This is a genomic window from Bradyrhizobium sp. 40 (assembly GCF_023100925.1).
In the GTDB taxonomy this organism is placed as follows: Bacteria; Pseudomonadota; Alphaproteobacteria; order Rhizobiales; family Xanthobacteraceae; genus Bradyrhizobium.
The window spans coordinates 475,583-489,671 of record NZ_CP064688.1 but is presented as its reverse complement, the minus strand read 5'-3'; the positions used below and the strand labels follow the sequence as shown (position 1 = coordinate 489,671).

At 64.6% G+C, this 14,089-nt stretch carries 14 protein-coding genes; 8 read left to right on the top strand and 6 right to left on the bottom strand.

Annotation, left to right across the window (positions count from 1 at the left end):
• Positions 1-20: 20 nt before the first annotated feature.
• The 4 genes from IVB40_RS02290 to IVB40_RS02275 all read right to left on the bottom strand — a co-directional run bounded on the left by IVB40_RS02290 (position 21) and on the right by IVB40_RS02275 (position 2,622).
• Complete coding sequence (locus IVB40_RS02290) at positions 21-947, bottom strand: transporter substrate-binding domain-containing protein (RefSeq protein ID WP_247817990.1); 927 nt, start codon at positions 945-947, stop codon at positions 21-23.
• Positions 948-1,039: 92 nt separating this feature from the next.
• The gene (locus IVB40_RS02285; protein WP_247283115.1) at positions 1,040-1,630 is read right to left on the bottom strand and encodes an SCO family protein; all 591 of its coding nucleotides are present in this window, start codon (positions 1,628-1,630) and stop codon (positions 1,040-1,042) included.
• A 24-nt stretch (positions 1,631-1,654) separates the two neighbouring features.
• Entirely contained in the window at positions 1,655-1,846 is a 192-nt protein-coding gene (locus IVB40_RS02280; protein ID WP_247817989.1) for a hypothetical protein, read from the bottom strand.
• Between the two features lie 305 nt (positions 1,847-2,151).
• The gene (locus IVB40_RS02275; RefSeq protein WP_027569999.1) at positions 2,152-2,622 is read right to left on the bottom strand and encodes a hypothetical protein; all 471 of its coding nucleotides are present in this window, start codon (positions 2,620-2,622) and stop codon (positions 2,152-2,154) included.
• Positions 2,623-2,915: 293 nt separating this feature from the next.
• On the opposite strand from IVB40_RS02275, the gene IVB40_RS02270 reads away from it, so the two are divergent.
• The 4 genes from IVB40_RS02270 to IVB40_RS02255 all read left to right on the top strand — a co-directional run bounded on the left by IVB40_RS02270 (position 2,916) and on the right by IVB40_RS02255 (position 6,485).
• Complete coding sequence (locus tag IVB40_RS02270) at positions 2,916-4,574, top strand: FAD-binding dehydrogenase (protein WP_247819646.1); 1,659 nt, start codon at positions 2,916-2,918, stop codon at positions 4,572-4,574.
• Entirely contained in the window at positions 4,575-5,495 is a 921-nt protein-coding gene (locus tag IVB40_RS02265; protein ID WP_247817988.1) for a PHB depolymerase family esterase, read from the top strand.
• A 115-nt stretch (positions 5,496-5,610) separates the two neighbouring features.
• Positions 5,611-5,961: a RidA family protein gene (locus tag IVB40_RS02260; RefSeq protein WP_007599359.1), complete on the top strand. Its 351-nt coding sequence runs from the start codon at positions 5,611-5,613 to the stop codon at positions 5,959-5,961.
• A 158-nt stretch (positions 5,962-6,119) separates the two neighbouring features.
• Positions 6,120-6,485: a nuclear transport factor 2 family protein gene (locus IVB40_RS02255; protein WP_027569996.1), complete on the top strand. Its 366-nt coding sequence runs from the start codon at positions 6,120-6,122 to the stop codon at positions 6,483-6,485.
• A gap of 72 nt (positions 6,486-6,557) precedes the next feature.
• On the opposite strand, the gene IVB40_RS02250 is transcribed toward IVB40_RS02255, so the two are convergent.
• Positions 6,558-7,478 carry an amino acid ABC transporter substrate-binding protein gene (locus tag IVB40_RS02250; RefSeq protein ID WP_247817987.1) on the bottom strand — a complete coding sequence of 307 codons (921 nt, stop codon included), beginning with the start codon at positions 7,476-7,478 and terminating at the stop codon, positions 6,558-6,560.
• Positions 7,479-7,490: 12 nt separating this feature from the next.
• Positions 7,491-8,786: a dicarboxylate/amino acid:cation symporter gene (locus tag IVB40_RS02245; RefSeq protein WP_027569994.1), complete on the bottom strand. Its 1,296-nt coding sequence runs from the start codon at positions 8,784-8,786 to the stop codon at positions 7,491-7,493.
• A 208-nt stretch (positions 8,787-8,994) separates the two neighbouring features.
• Here IVB40_RS02245 and IVB40_RS02240 point away from each other — a divergent pair, with 208 nt between their 5' ends.
• From IVB40_RS02240 to IVB40_RS02225, 4 genes are all read left to right on the top strand, one after another.
• Positions 8,995-9,996 (top strand): NADP-dependent oxidoreductase, encoded by a 1,002-nt coding sequence (locus tag IVB40_RS02240; protein ID WP_247817986.1) that lies wholly within the window; start codon positions 8,995-8,997, stop codon positions 9,994-9,996.
• A 152-nt stretch (positions 9,997-10,148) separates the two neighbouring features.
• Positions 10,149-10,994: a cysteine rich repeat-containing protein gene (locus IVB40_RS02235; RefSeq protein ID WP_247817985.1), complete on the top strand. Its 846-nt coding sequence runs from the start codon at positions 10,149-10,151 to the stop codon at positions 10,992-10,994.
• A gap of 265 nt (positions 10,995-11,259) precedes the next feature.
• Positions 11,260-12,399: an FAD-dependent monooxygenase gene (locus IVB40_RS02230; RefSeq protein WP_027515222.1), complete on the top strand. Its 1,140-nt coding sequence runs from the start codon at positions 11,260-11,262 to the stop codon at positions 12,397-12,399.
• Positions 12,396-14,009 (top strand): benzoate-CoA ligase family protein, encoded by a 1,614-nt coding sequence (locus IVB40_RS02225; RefSeq protein ID WP_247817984.1) that lies wholly within the window; start codon positions 12,396-12,398, stop codon positions 14,007-14,009. The genes IVB40_RS02230 and IVB40_RS02225 overlap by 4 nt, the downstream gene beginning before the upstream one ends.
• Positions 14,010-14,089: the final 80 nt, after the last annotated feature.

The window sequence follows — 14,089 nt, the reverse complement described above, 5'->3', positions numbered from 1 at the left end:
CGGCAGAGCAGACAGCGAAGCTAAAACGGGCTCACCGAGAAGTACCGCAGCCACAGATCCGTGTAGCGGCCCTTTTCCCAGACGCGGAACATCGCCCAGTTCAGGGCCTGGCGCAGCACGTCGTTGCCCTTGCGCACGGCGATGCCGATGCCCTCGCCGAAGAACCGGCTTTCGACGAAGGGGCCGCCGGAGAAGGCGCAGCAATCGCCGGAATCGGTGCCGTTGATCCAGAACGCGAGCGCGATGGCGTCGCCGAAGATGAAATCGACCTCGCCCTTGCGCAAGGCGCCGCGCATGGCATCGTCGTTGGGATAGGGGTGCAGCTCGGCGTCGGTGAACATCGCCTTGAGATAGGCTTCATGCGCGGAGCCGGCGATGACGCCGACCTTCTTGCCCTCGAGATATTCGGGACGGATCTCCGGCATCACCGCGTCCTTGCGCGAGGCGAAGCGCGCCGGCACGCGGTAATAGGGGTCGGTGAAGTCGACCCGGGCGCGGAGCTGCGGGCTCACCGCCATCGAGGCGATGATGGCGTCGCCCCGGTTGGAGGCGAGCGCATCGACCAGCGTCTCGAAGCGGCGCATCTGCACCGTGCAGGTGACCTTGATCTCCTCGCACAGCGCGCGGGCGAAATCGACGTTGAAGCCGGCCGGATTGCCGTCGGCGCCGGTATAGTTGAACGGCGGATAATCAGTCTCGGTCAGGAAACGGATCACGGTCAGGCGCGACAAATCCGGCCGCTCCGGCCGCCGCCGGGGGTCCCAGAAGCCCGGCACGGCCTGCGGGGCGGCTTGCGGCGCGACTTGGGGTGAGGCTTGCGGCGGCTGCTTGGCCGGGGCCTGCGCCTGCGCGCGCGGCGCAGCAGCGAGCAGGCAGACGCCGACGACCAGCCCGGTCAGCAAGCCACGGGCGGATTTGGACGATTTCGCCTGTTGCGATGGGGCCATCGGCTGAAAATGAACGAATTTCGTTGGGATCGGAGGGCCTTATAGCCCATCCGGCCGGGAACGCGAGCGCGGATTGCGGCCAATAGGGAAGCCTACAGATACCGCTTCAAGTCCACCGCGGCCTCTTCAGGCGTGCGCTTCAGGTTGAATGGCGAGACGAAGCGGCCGTCGCGGTCCATTAGATAGATCAGCGCGGTGTGGTCCATGGTGTAGTCGCCGTCCTTGGTCGGGACCTTCTTGGCGTAGACCCGGTAGGAGGTGATCACCTTGGCGGTCTCGGCAGGATCGCCGCTGAGGCCCTCAAGGTGCGGGTCGAAGCTCGACAGATAATCCTTCATCGCCGCCGGCGTATCGCGCTCGGGATCGACCGAGATGAAGACAGCATTGACCTTGTCGGCGTCCTTGCCCAACGCGCGCAGCACTTCCGAGATCTCGAACAGCGAAGTCGGGCAGACGTCGGGGCAATGGGTGTAGCCGAAGAAGATCAGGGTCGGCTTGCCCTTGAGGTTCTTGTCGGTGACGGCCTTGCCGTTCTGGTCAGTGAGCTGGAACGGGCCGCCGATCGCGGCCGGCTGCGCCACCTTGCTGACCCCGCCCATGGCCCAGAATACGATCAGCAGCCCGAGGATGAGGCTTGCGGCGAAGGCGGTCGCGATCACCAGCGGACGGGCGGCGGAGCTCATGGGCGGAAAACTTCCTGTCGCGGGTCAGAAGCAGGCGGCGAAACCGGTCCTGATCATTTCGAAGAACACCTGGCTGCCGTAGTGGAACCAGAGCGCGAGCACGCCGAGCACGACCAGGCCGCCGACGCCAGCACCCGCCAACAACAGCACGAACGGCATCCGGCCGGCAGTGGGCGAATTGTCCGATACAGGATGTGCGGGGTGCAGTTGAGCCATGACAACGATCGGGGTGAAGGCCGGAATTCCCTGCCTTTCAAATAGGCGCTGGGATGGGACCGGGCAAGCGCAGCCGGCGGGCCGGAGATCAATTGGGGCGGAGGATCTCCATCATGCCCGGGCTTGTCCCGCCTGCGCGGCCGAAGCCGCTCCGGCGAGGCGAAGGCCCGGGCATCCACGGACTTTCCAGCCGGGCCAAAAACGTGGATGGCCGGGACATAGGCGAGCGAAAGCGACGCCGTCCTTCGGACGGCTACGCCCGGCCATGACGATCAATTAGTGAAAGGCGAATGGCTGCAGTGGGCCTACCGCGGCGACGGCTTGTTGGCCGAGGCCTGCGCGTCGAGGTAGCAGGGCTTGTACATGGCCTGGAGCTGCCTGCCCTTCAGGAAGAGCATATGCGGGGTGAGGCCGCCGCGCTGATTGATCCAGCGTTTCACCTGCGAAGGATACATCGCATAGAGCATCTGGGTCGCTTCGGTATTGGTGACGGCGCGGCCGTTGCTGCCGAAATCCCACGCGGCGTGGAAGCCCAGTGTCGCGTGCGACGTCACGCAGATGCGGTCAGGCGGGATGGCGCCGAGGACGATGGTGCAGGCAGAGGCGCAGAGACCGTCGATGATGACGGTGTCGCCCGACTGTCGCAGGTCCTGATATTTGTCGACGTAGGTTCCGATCCGGCCACCGCGGTCATCCGCGATCCGAACCACCGCGTGAGAAGCGCCCATGCTCGCGATCAGGAGAACCGCCGCAAGCAACCCCGTCAGAAACTTCATTGGCCCCCGCCCCAGTCGAATTCGAATCTGTGTGTCAGGTGGTGATGCCCTGCTAGGGTCCGTCGTAACCGCGGTTTTGTCTAGGCATGCCGGCTCGCTCAAAACAAATTCACATCCAGTGTTGCGCCGGCGCTGCACTCAGCCGGTCTTTTTCCCGAAGTGGAACAAGTTAACGATGTCTTACGCGGCACACTCTTGATCTCAGTTGCAACCGCCGGCTTCAATCCGGGCAACTACAGGGGGGAACCTGTGAAGGGGAAGACACATGAAGGGGGAAACATATGGCCGAACAGATGGCTGAAGAGACTGACGTCATCGTTGTCGGCGCAGGACTGTCGGGCCTCGTGGCCGCAACCGAGATCGCGGACGCCGGCAAGCGCGTGATCGTGGTCGACCAGGAGGGCGAGCAGTCGCTGGGCGGCCAGGCGTTCTGGTCGTTCGGCGGATTGTTCCTGGTCGATTCGCCGGAGCAGCGCCGGCTCGGCATCAAGGACTCCTTCGACCTCGCGATGCAGGACTGGCTCGGCACCGCCGGCTTCGACCGTGACGAGGATTTCTGGCCGCGGCAATGGGCCGAGGCCTATGTGGCGTTCGCGGCCGGCGAGAAGCGTGCGTGGCTGCGCGCGATGGGCCATCGCATTTTCCCCGTGGTCGGATGGGCCGAGCGCGGCGGCTATGACGCCATGGGCCACGGCAATTCGGTGCCGCGCTTTCATGTCACCTGGGGCACCGGACCCGGCATCGTCGAGCCGTTCGAGCGCCGCGCGCGCGAGGCCGTCAGAACCGGCCGGCTGAGCTTTCGGTTCCGCCATCGCGTCGATGCGCTCTCGATCACCAACGGCACGGTGGATGGCGTCAGCGGCGCCATTCTCGCCCCGGATAATGTCGAGCGCGGCAAGAGCTCATCGCGCAACGTCGTCGGCGAGTTTGCGTTGAAGGCCCAAGCCGTGATCGTGGCGTCCGGCGGCATCGGCGGCAATCACGAGCTGGTGCGGCAGAACTGGCCGAAGCGGCTCGGTGCGCCGCCGAAATTCATGATCTCCGGCGTGCCCGAGCATGTCGACGGCCGCATGATCGGCATCACCGAGAAATCAGGCGCGCGGCTGATCAACCGCGACCGCATGTGGCATTATGTCGAAGGGATCCAGAACTGGTCACCGATCTGGCCGCGCCACGGCATCCGCATCCTGCCCGGCCCCTCCTCGATGTGGTTCGACGCCACCGGCACGCGCTTGCCGGCGCCGTTGTTTCCCGGCTCCGACACGCTCGGCCAGCTCCAATACATCATGTCCACCGGCTACGATTATTCCTGGTTCATCCTGACCCAGAGCATCATCAAGAAGGAGTTTGCGCTGTCGGGCTCGGAGCAGAATCCCGACCTCACCGGCAAGAGCTGGCGCATGACCATCAAGCGCGCCACCAACAAGGGCGCGCCGGCGCCGGTGGAAGCGTTCAAAAGCCATGGTGTCGACTTCATCGTGCGCGACAAGATCGAGGACCTCGTTGCGGCCATGAACAAGCTGGCCGGCAGCGACCTCCTCAAGCTCGAGCACATCAGGATGCAGATCGAGGCGCGCGACCGTGAGATCGCCAATCCTTACGTCAAGGATGCGCAGGTGATGAACATCCACAATGCGCGGCGCTATATCGGCGACAGGCTGATCCGCACCGCCTCCCCGCACCGCATCCTCGATCCCGCTCAAGGGCCACTGATCGCGGTCAAGCTCAACATCCTCACGCGCAAGACGCTGGGCGGTTTCGAGACTGACCTCTCTTCGCGCGTGTTCGGCGAGGAGGGCAGCGTCATCCCCGGTCTCTATGCAGCGGGCGAAGCCGCCGGCTTCGGCGGCGGCGGCGTGCACGGCTATCGCTCGCTGGAAGGCACGTTCCTCGGCGGCTGCCTGTTCTCGGGCCGCAATGCGGGCCGCGCCGCGGCGAAAGCCGTGGGCTAGATGATGCGGCGGCGAACGCGCATCGCGGCGTTTGTCGCGGCATTGGCCGCCACTTCGGCTGCGTCCGCCGACACGATCGACATCGACGGCGTGAAGCGGTCCTACACGGTGCAACTGCCAACGAAGCGGCTCGTGCCGCTCGTCGTGGTGTTGCATGGCAAGACCCAGCGCGGGGCCGACATGATGACGCGGACGGCGTGGCCGCAGGTCGCAAAGCGCGAAGGGTTTGCCGTGGTCTTTCCTGATGGCCTCAACCACGCATGGGCCGATGCGAGGACCAAGGCGGGACCGGCGCTCCGTGGCCCGCCCGCGGGCACTGACGACGTCGCTTTCATCGCAAAGCTCGTCGAGAAGCTGGTGGCGAACGGCACCGCCGATCCTCGCCGCGTCTATGTCACCGGCTTCTCCAATGGCGGCGCCATGGCCATGACGCTGGTCTGTGCCCGCGCCGATCTGTTTGCTGCCGGCGCGAGCGTGAGCATGAACCTCACCGATGAGGCCGCGGTCACGTGCCATCCGTCGCGGCCGCTGCCGATGCTGCTGATGAACGGCACCGCCGACCCGCTGGTCCCCTACGAGGGCGGCCGCGGATCGAGCTATTATGCCGCAGACGGGTTCTGGTCCACCGACGAGACGCTTGCGTTCTGGCGCAAGCTCAACGGCTGCGAGACCGACAATTCCGACATGACCGATTTGCCCGACAGGGCGCCTGCAGACCAGTCCACGGTGACACGGATCTCCTCGCGCTGTCCTGGAGGGCACGATGTCGTGCTTTATCGCATCAATCAAGGCGGTCACCGCATGCCCGGATTTTCTCCGGATGCGCGCTTCCCGAAGGTCGCCGCCAGCTTGCTCGGATCGCAGAACGGCGACATCGACGCCGCCGAGACGATCTGGACGTTCTTCGGCCAGTTTCCTTGAAGTGCGACGCATGCATAGCCAGCGACGCATGCGTGCCTGGCAACGCATGCGTGCCTAGGGTGGCACGAGGCAGGCCGCTGCGCTAGACAGAGCCGCCATTCAAAGGAGACTCCCAATGAGCATTCAGCGTCTTGAAACCGGCCCGCGCATGAGCCAGGTCGTCGTGCACGGCAACACCGTCTATCTCGCCGGTGTCGTCGCCAACAACGCCGCCGGCGAAAGCGTGACGAAGCAGACCCAGGACATCCTGGCGACCATCGACAGCCATCTCGCCAAGGCCGGCACCGACAAGTCGAAGCTGCTCTCGGCCACGATCTACATCACCGACATGAAGACGTTTGGCGAGATGAACGCGGTGTGGGACGCCTGGGTCTCGCCCGGCAACACGCCGGCACGCGCCACCGTCGAAGCCAAGCTCGCGGCAGCCCAATACACCGTCGAAATCATGGTCACGGCGGCGAAGTAAGTTCGCGACGACATTTGCGCGCGCTTGTCGACGCATGATCCGATCGGGAAACCGCCTTCCCGGATCATGCGCATGACCTCCGAGGTAATCGATCAGCGCGCGCAAACCTTCGATAGTCAGGTCAGCCGAACGACACGGCGCCATCGAAGGAGACGAGAATGACCGACCCCATCACCATCGCCCGCCGCTACATCGATCTCTGGAACGAGCGTGCAGCCGGCCGCCGACGCGAACTGCTGAGCCAGAACTGGACCGCGGATGCAAGCTATGTCGATCCCCTGATGAAGGGCGACGGCCATGACGGCGTCGATGCGCTGATCGCAGGCGTGCAGCAGCGTTTCCCCGATTTCAAGTTCAAGCTGATCGGCGAGCCCAACGGCTACGGCGACCATGTCCGCTTCAGTTGGGGCCTTGGTCCCGATGGCATCGACAGCCCGATCAAGGGGACTGATTTCGCCGTGCTGAAGGACGGCCGTATCAGGAGCATCACGGGATTTCTGGACCAGGTGCCCGCAGGCGCGTGAGGGCGCGCTGATCGTTGCCAGGCCCTCTCCCTTGTAAAGGGAGAGGGCGCAGCGGCGCTCGTCGCACAGGCACTAGTTATTCGCGCTCGCAGAATCGTCCATCGCCTTGAAGGCTTCCTCCAGCTGCAGCGAGATCGGCACGTTCAGCCGTTCGCCGGTCGGAAGCCTTGCGGTGAACCATTTGTTGTAGAGCGGAACGAGGTCGTGGTTGGAGCCGAGCTTGCGGAAGGTGCGATCGACCACGGCCGTCAGTTGCGGCTCGCCCTTTCGGAACATGATGCCGTACGGATCGTAGGACAGGTAATCGCCGGTGACGCGGAACTTGTCCTGTGCCTTGTGGCGCACGATCAGGCTGGACAGCAGGATGTCGTCGGTCGCAAACGCATCGGCTTTGCCGTCGACGAGCATCTGGTATGACTGTTCGTGATCAGCACCGACAACGATGGTCAGTCCCAACGAGGACTTCTTGTCGGCCGCCTGGATCGCCTGCTCGTTGGTGGTGCCCTTCGTCACCACGATGGTCTTGCCCTTCAGATCAGCCAGTGACTGGACGCTGGACGGCTTCGGCACCATCAGTTTGGTGCCGGCGACGAACATCAGCGGCGAGAAGGCGACGCGCTTGCCGCGCTCGGCATTGGCCGTGGTCGAGCCGCATTCCAGGTCGATCTTGTTCTGGAGCACGGCGTCGATGCGGTCATCCGAGGTGACCTTGACGTAGACGATCTTGAGATTGGGATCGTCGACCTCGACGCCGATCTCCTCGACGATGGCCTCGCAAAGCTCGAGGCTGTAGCCGATCGGCCGGTTGGCCTGATCGAGGAAGGAGAACGGCGGCGAGCTCTCGCGATAGCCGAGCCGCACGGTGTGCGCGGTCTTGATCGCTGACAGCGTCGGGCTAAGCCCTTCGCTGCCACCGGTCTGGGCGGAGGCACCCGTGGCCAGCTGGCACGCTGCCAGCAACAAGCCGCCCGATATCGCCATTGAAAGGCGCATGATGCACTCCGATCAATGGCCGGCCATCGCAGGCACTTCGCCGGGGATCATGTCCCCCGGCACGGCATCACCCGGCTCAAGCTCGTGCTCGGGCCCGAGCTCGCCTTCCCACTTGGCCACCACCGAGGTCGCGAGCGTGTTGCCGATCACGTTGGTGGCGCTGCGGCCCATGTCGAGGAAGGTGTCGATACCCATGATCATCAACAGCCCCGCCTCGGGGATGCCGAACTGCGACAGCGTCGAGGCGATCACCACGAGGGAGGCGCGCGGCACGCCGGCGACGCCCTTCGAGGTGATCATCAGGGTCGCCAGCATCGCGAGCTGAGTGCCGAGCGGCATGTCGATGTGGTAGCTCTGCGCGATGAAGACGCTCGCGAAGGTGCAGTACATCATCGTGCCGTCGAGATTGAAGGAATACCCGAGCGGCAGCACGAAGCTCGATATCCGTGACGAGGCGCCGAACTTGTTCAGCCCCTCCAGGGTTTTCGGATAGGCCGCTTCGGAGCTCGCGGTGGAGAACGCGATCATCAGCGGCTCGCGGATCAGCTTCAGCAGATGGGCGTAGCGCGGCCCGATCACGATGAAGCCCACGACCACCAGGATGCCCCACAGCAGCGCGAGCGAGAGATAGAAGCCACCCATGAAGACGATGAGCTTCCAGAGCACCAGCAGGCCGTTCTTGGCAACCGTCGCGGTGATGGCGGCCCAGACCGCGAACGGCGCGAACAGCATCACATAGCCCGTCACCTTGAGCATGATGTGGCCGATATCGTCGATCAGCGCCAGGATCGGCTTGGAGCGCTCGGGCATCGAACCCATCGCCACCGAGAAGAACACGGCGAAGATCACGATCTGCAGGATCTCGTTCTGCGCCATCGCGTCCGCGATCGAGGTCGGGATCAGATGGGTCAGGAATTTTTCGATCGAGAAGGCGGAAACCGGCAGGCCGGTCGATTGCGCCTTGTCAGGCAGCGTACCCGGGAAATTCGCGCCGGGCTGGAGCAGATTGACCATCACGAGGCCGAGCATCAGCGAGACGAAAGAGGCGCTGACGAACCAGCCCATGGTCTTGGCGAAGATGCGGCCGAGCTTGGAGCCCGAACCCATATGAGCAATGCCGCCGACCAGGGTCGCAAACACCAGCGGCGCGATGATCATCTTGATCAGGCGCAGGAAAATCACGGCGATCAGGTTGATGGACGAGGCCCAATCGCCCCGCGTATCGGGCAGGAAATTGTAGATCGCCGCGCCCATGATGATGCCGAGCACCATCGCCACCAGAATGAATTGCGTAAACCTGTTCGACATTGAACACCCCCGCTACACCGACCGCTTCATGATGTCGCAGATATGACGGCTGCGCAACACGCTTGGCGTGCGATCGTCGGGGCGGATGTTCCCGTTGCGAAACTGGCGCCCGCGATCTAGCCTTCATGCAGCGCACAACGAAAGCGGCTTGCACGTTTTTCTTGCGGCAGCTGCATCAATAATCGTCAAACGACCGAGGGGAAACATCATGATCGGCAGCGTCAATCGTCAGATTCTTTTGGTGGAAAAGCCCAGCGGCAAGCTCGGCCCCGAGCACTTCAAGCTGGTCGAAGGTGCGGTGCCCGAGCCGAAGGACGGGGAGGCCTTGCTGCGCGTGCGATACATCTCGCTCGACGCCGCCAACCGCGCCTGGATGCACGGCGCGACCTATCGTTCAGCAGTCGAAGCCAACAGCGTGATGGCCGGCGGCGCCATCGCCGAGGTCGTCAGCTCGAAGGCGCCGGGGCTTGCGCCGGGCGACATCGTGTTCGGCGACACCGGCTGGCAGGAGTTGGCGGCAGTGCCCGCCAAGCACCTCACCAAGATGCCGAAGCTCGAGCCGATGACGCATCTGCTCAGCGTGTTCGGCATCGCCGGCCTCACGGCTTATTTCGGCCTGCTGGAGATCGGCAAGCCCAAAGAGGGCGAGACGGTCGTGGTCTCCGCGGCCGCGGGCTCGGTCGGCTCGATCGTCGGGCAGATCGCGAAGATCAAGGGATGCCGCGTGGTCGGCATCGCCGGCGGCGCCGACAAGTGCAACTGGCTGACCTCCGAGCTCGGCTTCGATGCCGCCGTGGACTACAAGGACGGCGCGGTGTTCAAGGCGTTGCGCGCGGCGGCTCAGAAGGGCATCGACGTCTATTTCGACAATGTCGGCGGCGACATTCTCGAGGCCTGTCTGCCGCAGATGAACAATTACGGCCGCATCGCCTGCTGCGGCGCGATCTCGCAATATGACGGCGCGCCCTCGGCACACGGCCCGCGCGGCGTGCCCGGCCTGATCGTGGTGAAACGGCTCGTCATGCAAGGCTTCATCGTGATGGATTACATGAAGGAAAGCCAGCGCGCGCTCGCCGACCTCCAGGCATGGGTCACGTCCGGCAAGCTGAAGGTGCAGGAGGACATCATCGACGGCCTCGAGAACACGCCGAAGGCGCTGATCGGATTGCTGGCGGGCGACAACCGCGGCAAGCGGATGGTCAAGCTCTGACGACGTAGTTACGTCGCAATTGCAAAGCCAATATCTACTTGCGGTAGAGGTCGCGGCGGCCAATGATGCCGCGCGCGGCATCACCCGCGACGATTGTTTGCATCACATTTGAAAAATTGTCGGCGTTATCGACAGGGCGGGAATTCACTCAGATGTTCAACATGTTGAAACATGCGTCGGCACGCGGGACGTTGCTGGCGGCGGCTCTCTTCGCAACTGCAGCAGGCGCGTTCGCACAAGCACCGACCGAGGCGCAGAAGAGCGCGATCCGCTCCGCATGCCGCTCGGACTTCATGGCGCACTGTTCGAGCGTCACGCCCGGCGGTGTAGAAGCCTATCAATGCCTGCAGAAGAACATGTCCAGCCTGTCATCGGGATGCCAAACCGCGGTTCGCGCCGTCGAGCCTGCTGCGGCGCCAAAGACCGAGGCCGCGCCGAAGGCCGAAGCTGCACCCAAGGAGGCTGCACCCAAGGCGGAGACCGCGCCTGCCGCGCCGAAGGCTGAATCCGCTCCCGCCGCAAAGCCCGCTGCCGCGGCCGCGCCGAAGGCCGCTGCAGCCGCCGCTGCGGCCAAACCGCCGAGCAGCGCGCAGGTCGCCGCCGTCAAGAGCGCGTGCCGCTCCGATTATCCCAAGGTGTGCGCCAGCGTCCCGCCGGGCGGCGCGCCCGCGCTCGAATGCCTGGAGAAGAACAAGACAAAGGTTTCGCCGGCCTGCGAGAAGGCCGTGAGCGCCGCGGCCGGCGGTGGCGCGGCAGCAACGGCGGCACCTGCGGGCGCCGCTCCTGCACCGGCAGCCGCGCCTGCCGTGATCGTGCTGCGCCCGCTGCGGCCACGCGAAGAGCTGTTCATCGTCCAGTCCGCATGTCGCGAGGATGTCCGCACGCTGTGCGGCAGCGTGGCGCCAGGTGGCGGTCGGATCATCCAATGCGTTGCCAACAATGCCGCTTCGCTGTCGCCCGCCTGCAAGGACGTGCTGGCGCCGTTTGCTGCACGCTAGAGAAGCAAGCCATCCGGCGGCCCGCCGCACCACGGCGCTGGTGAACGGCGGCTGGATCAGCCTGCGTCTGACGGTGCGGATGGCCAAGCCGGCGCGGTTTGGCTATGCTTCGCACGTCACTGCTTCGGACACGCGCCAAACGCGCGTCCGGGCATGAGCTTCGGCGTGCCGCGCGCTTCGCCGGTAATTCCGCTGGCGCGGGAAGCTGGAGCACATTAGTCTACCCCTAGATAGTAAGTATACTGTCAATCAGGGAGGACAGACGTTGCGGATCGCCGTGATTGGCGGGGGGCCCGGTGGGCTCTACTTCGCCTATCTCTGGAAGAAGCGTCATCCCGAGGATCAGGTCGACCTGTTCGAACAGAACCCGGCCGACGCGACCTGGGGCTTTGGCGTCGTGTTCTCGGATCAGGCCCTGGAATTCTTGCGTGCCGACGACCCCGAGACGGTCGACGCGATCGCGCCGCACATGGAGAGCTGGGAGAACATCACGCTGAACCTGAGCGGCGACAGCGTGGCCATCGACGGTGTCGGCTTCTCCTCGATCGGCCGGCTCGAACTCTTGCGATTCCTGCAGCAGCGCGCGCTCGATGCCGGCGTCACCCCACGCTTCGACACGCCGATCCACTCCATCGACCAGCTCAACGGCCATGATCTGATCGTCGCCGCCGACGGGCTGAACTCGCTGGTACGCCGCGCCTTCGAGGGCGATTTCGGCACCTCGCTGTCCTACTCCTCCAACAAGTTCGTCTGGTACGGCACCTCGAAACGCTTCGACACGCTGTCGCAGACCTTCGTCAAGACCGACCGCGGCGCCTTCAACGCCCACCACTACCGCTACTCGCCCACCATGAGCACGTTCCTGGTCGAATGCGATCACGCGACCTGGCAGGCCTACGGTTTCGCCTACAAGGACGTGGAGCAGTCCAAGGGTGTCTGCGAGGAGGTGTTCGCCGACACGCTCGGCGGCCGCTCGCTGGTCTCCAATAAATCGGTCTGGCGCAACTTCCCCTGGGTCTGGAACGAGCACTGGTCGTTCAAGAACATGGTGCTGCTCGGTGACGCCCTGCACTCGGCGCATTTCTCGATCGGCTCGGGCACGCGGCTCGCGATCGAGGACGCCATTGCGCTGGTCAAGGCGCTGGAATCGGATGCTCATCTCTCGACCGCCCTGCATCGCTACCAGGCCGCGCGAAAGCCGGTGGTGCAGAAGCTCGTCAACGCCGCGCGGACCAGCGCGTTCTGGTACGAGCACTTTGCTCAGCACATGCAGCAGGGCCTGATGGACTTTGCCTATAGCTACATCACCCGCTCAGGCCGCATCGACGACTCCCGCCTGCGCGCGATGTCGCCGGCCTTCATGGCGCGCTACGAAGCCGCCAAGAACGGTGGGGACGAGGCATGAGCGGGCAGATTCACGACCAGGTGCCCGCCAACAGCGCGGGCGCGCGCGAGATCGGCTTTTCCGTTCCGCAGGTCTACAATGCCAGCCGCGTGCTGTTCGACAATCTCGCGGGAGGATGCGGCGACAAGCTCGCGCTCATTGGCCCCGCGGGCACGCGCACCTACGCGGAGCTCTGCGCGGAAGCCGGGCGCTGGGGCAACGGCTTTGCCTCGCTCGGCCTCGAGCGCGGCAACCGCGTGCTGCTGTTCCTCGACGATACCCCGGCCTATCCGGCAGCGTTCTTCGGCGCGGTGCGCGCCGGCTTCGTGCCGCTGCTGATCAACACGCTGACGCCGCCGGATCTGCTGCAATTCTATCTCGCCGATTCCGGCGCTTCTGTCGCGGTGGCGGATGCCGAGTTCTGTGCACGTTTCAACGCCGAGGCCTGCAAGGACACGGCCCTGCATACGCTGGTCGTCGTCAATGGCGCGGTGAGCGATCACGCCGCACCAAACGCCATTTCTGCCGCCGGTTGGCTTCCGCAATTTCCGACTGAGCTCGCGGAAGCCGACACGCACCGCAACGACATGGCGTTCTGGATGTACTCGTCCGGATCGACCGGCCGGCCCAAGGGCATCGTGCACCTCCAGCACGACATGGCCTATAGCGAGGCCGCCTTTGCCAGGAACGTGCTGAAGCTGACGCCGGACGACATCTGCTTCTCGGTGCCAAAAATCTTCTTCGCCTATGGCTTTGGCAACGCGATCACCTTCCCGTTCTCGGCGGGCGCGACCACGCTGCTGTTGCCGGGCCAGCCGAAGCCTGCGGCGATCTTCAAGGCGATCGAGCAATACAAGCCGACCGTCTTCTTCGGCCTGCCGACGCTTTATACGTCGCTGACCAAGGCCGAGGGTGCGGACAGGACCGACTTCTCGTCCCTGCGCATGGCGCTCTCAGCCGCAGAGGTGCTCTCGGCCGACGTTTTCAACGGCTGGAAGACGCTCACCGGTCTCGAGATCGTCGAAGGCCTCGGCTCGACCGAGGTGCTGCACATCTATCTCTCCAACCGCCCCGAGCGGAAGAAGCTCGGCGCCGCCGGCCTGCGCGTGCCCGGCTACGAGGTCGCGCTGCGCGACAAGGACGGCCGGGACGTCGCCGACGACGAGGAAGGCATCTTGTGGGTGCGCGGCGATTCCAACACGCCGCTGTACTGGAACCGGCCGGACAAATCCGCCGAGACCATCCGCGAAGGCGGCTGGATCTACACCGGCGACCGCTTCGTCCGCAATGCCGACGGCTTTCACTTCTTCCGCGGCCGCGCCGACGATCTCATCAAGATCTCCGGCCAGTGGGTCTACCCGCTTGAGGTCGAGCTGTGCCTCGCCGATCACCCGGACATCCGCGAATGCGCGGTGTTCGCGGCCGAGCTGCCGGACCGGCGCATGACGCTGAAGGCAGTCGTGGTGATGAACAGCCGCGCGGCGGATCAGAGCGAGACGACCCGCAGGCTGCAGGACTACGTGAAAGGCAAGCTGCTTCCGTACAAGTATCCGCGTGAGGTGATCTTCATCGACGAATTGCCGAAGACGGGGACAGGGAAGATCGACCGGCAGGCGCTGTTGAGGATGTGAGGAAGGATGTGGCCACACTCTCGCTGTCGTCCCGGCGAAGGCCGGGACCCATACGCCGAGTGAGAGTTATTGCGCGAGCT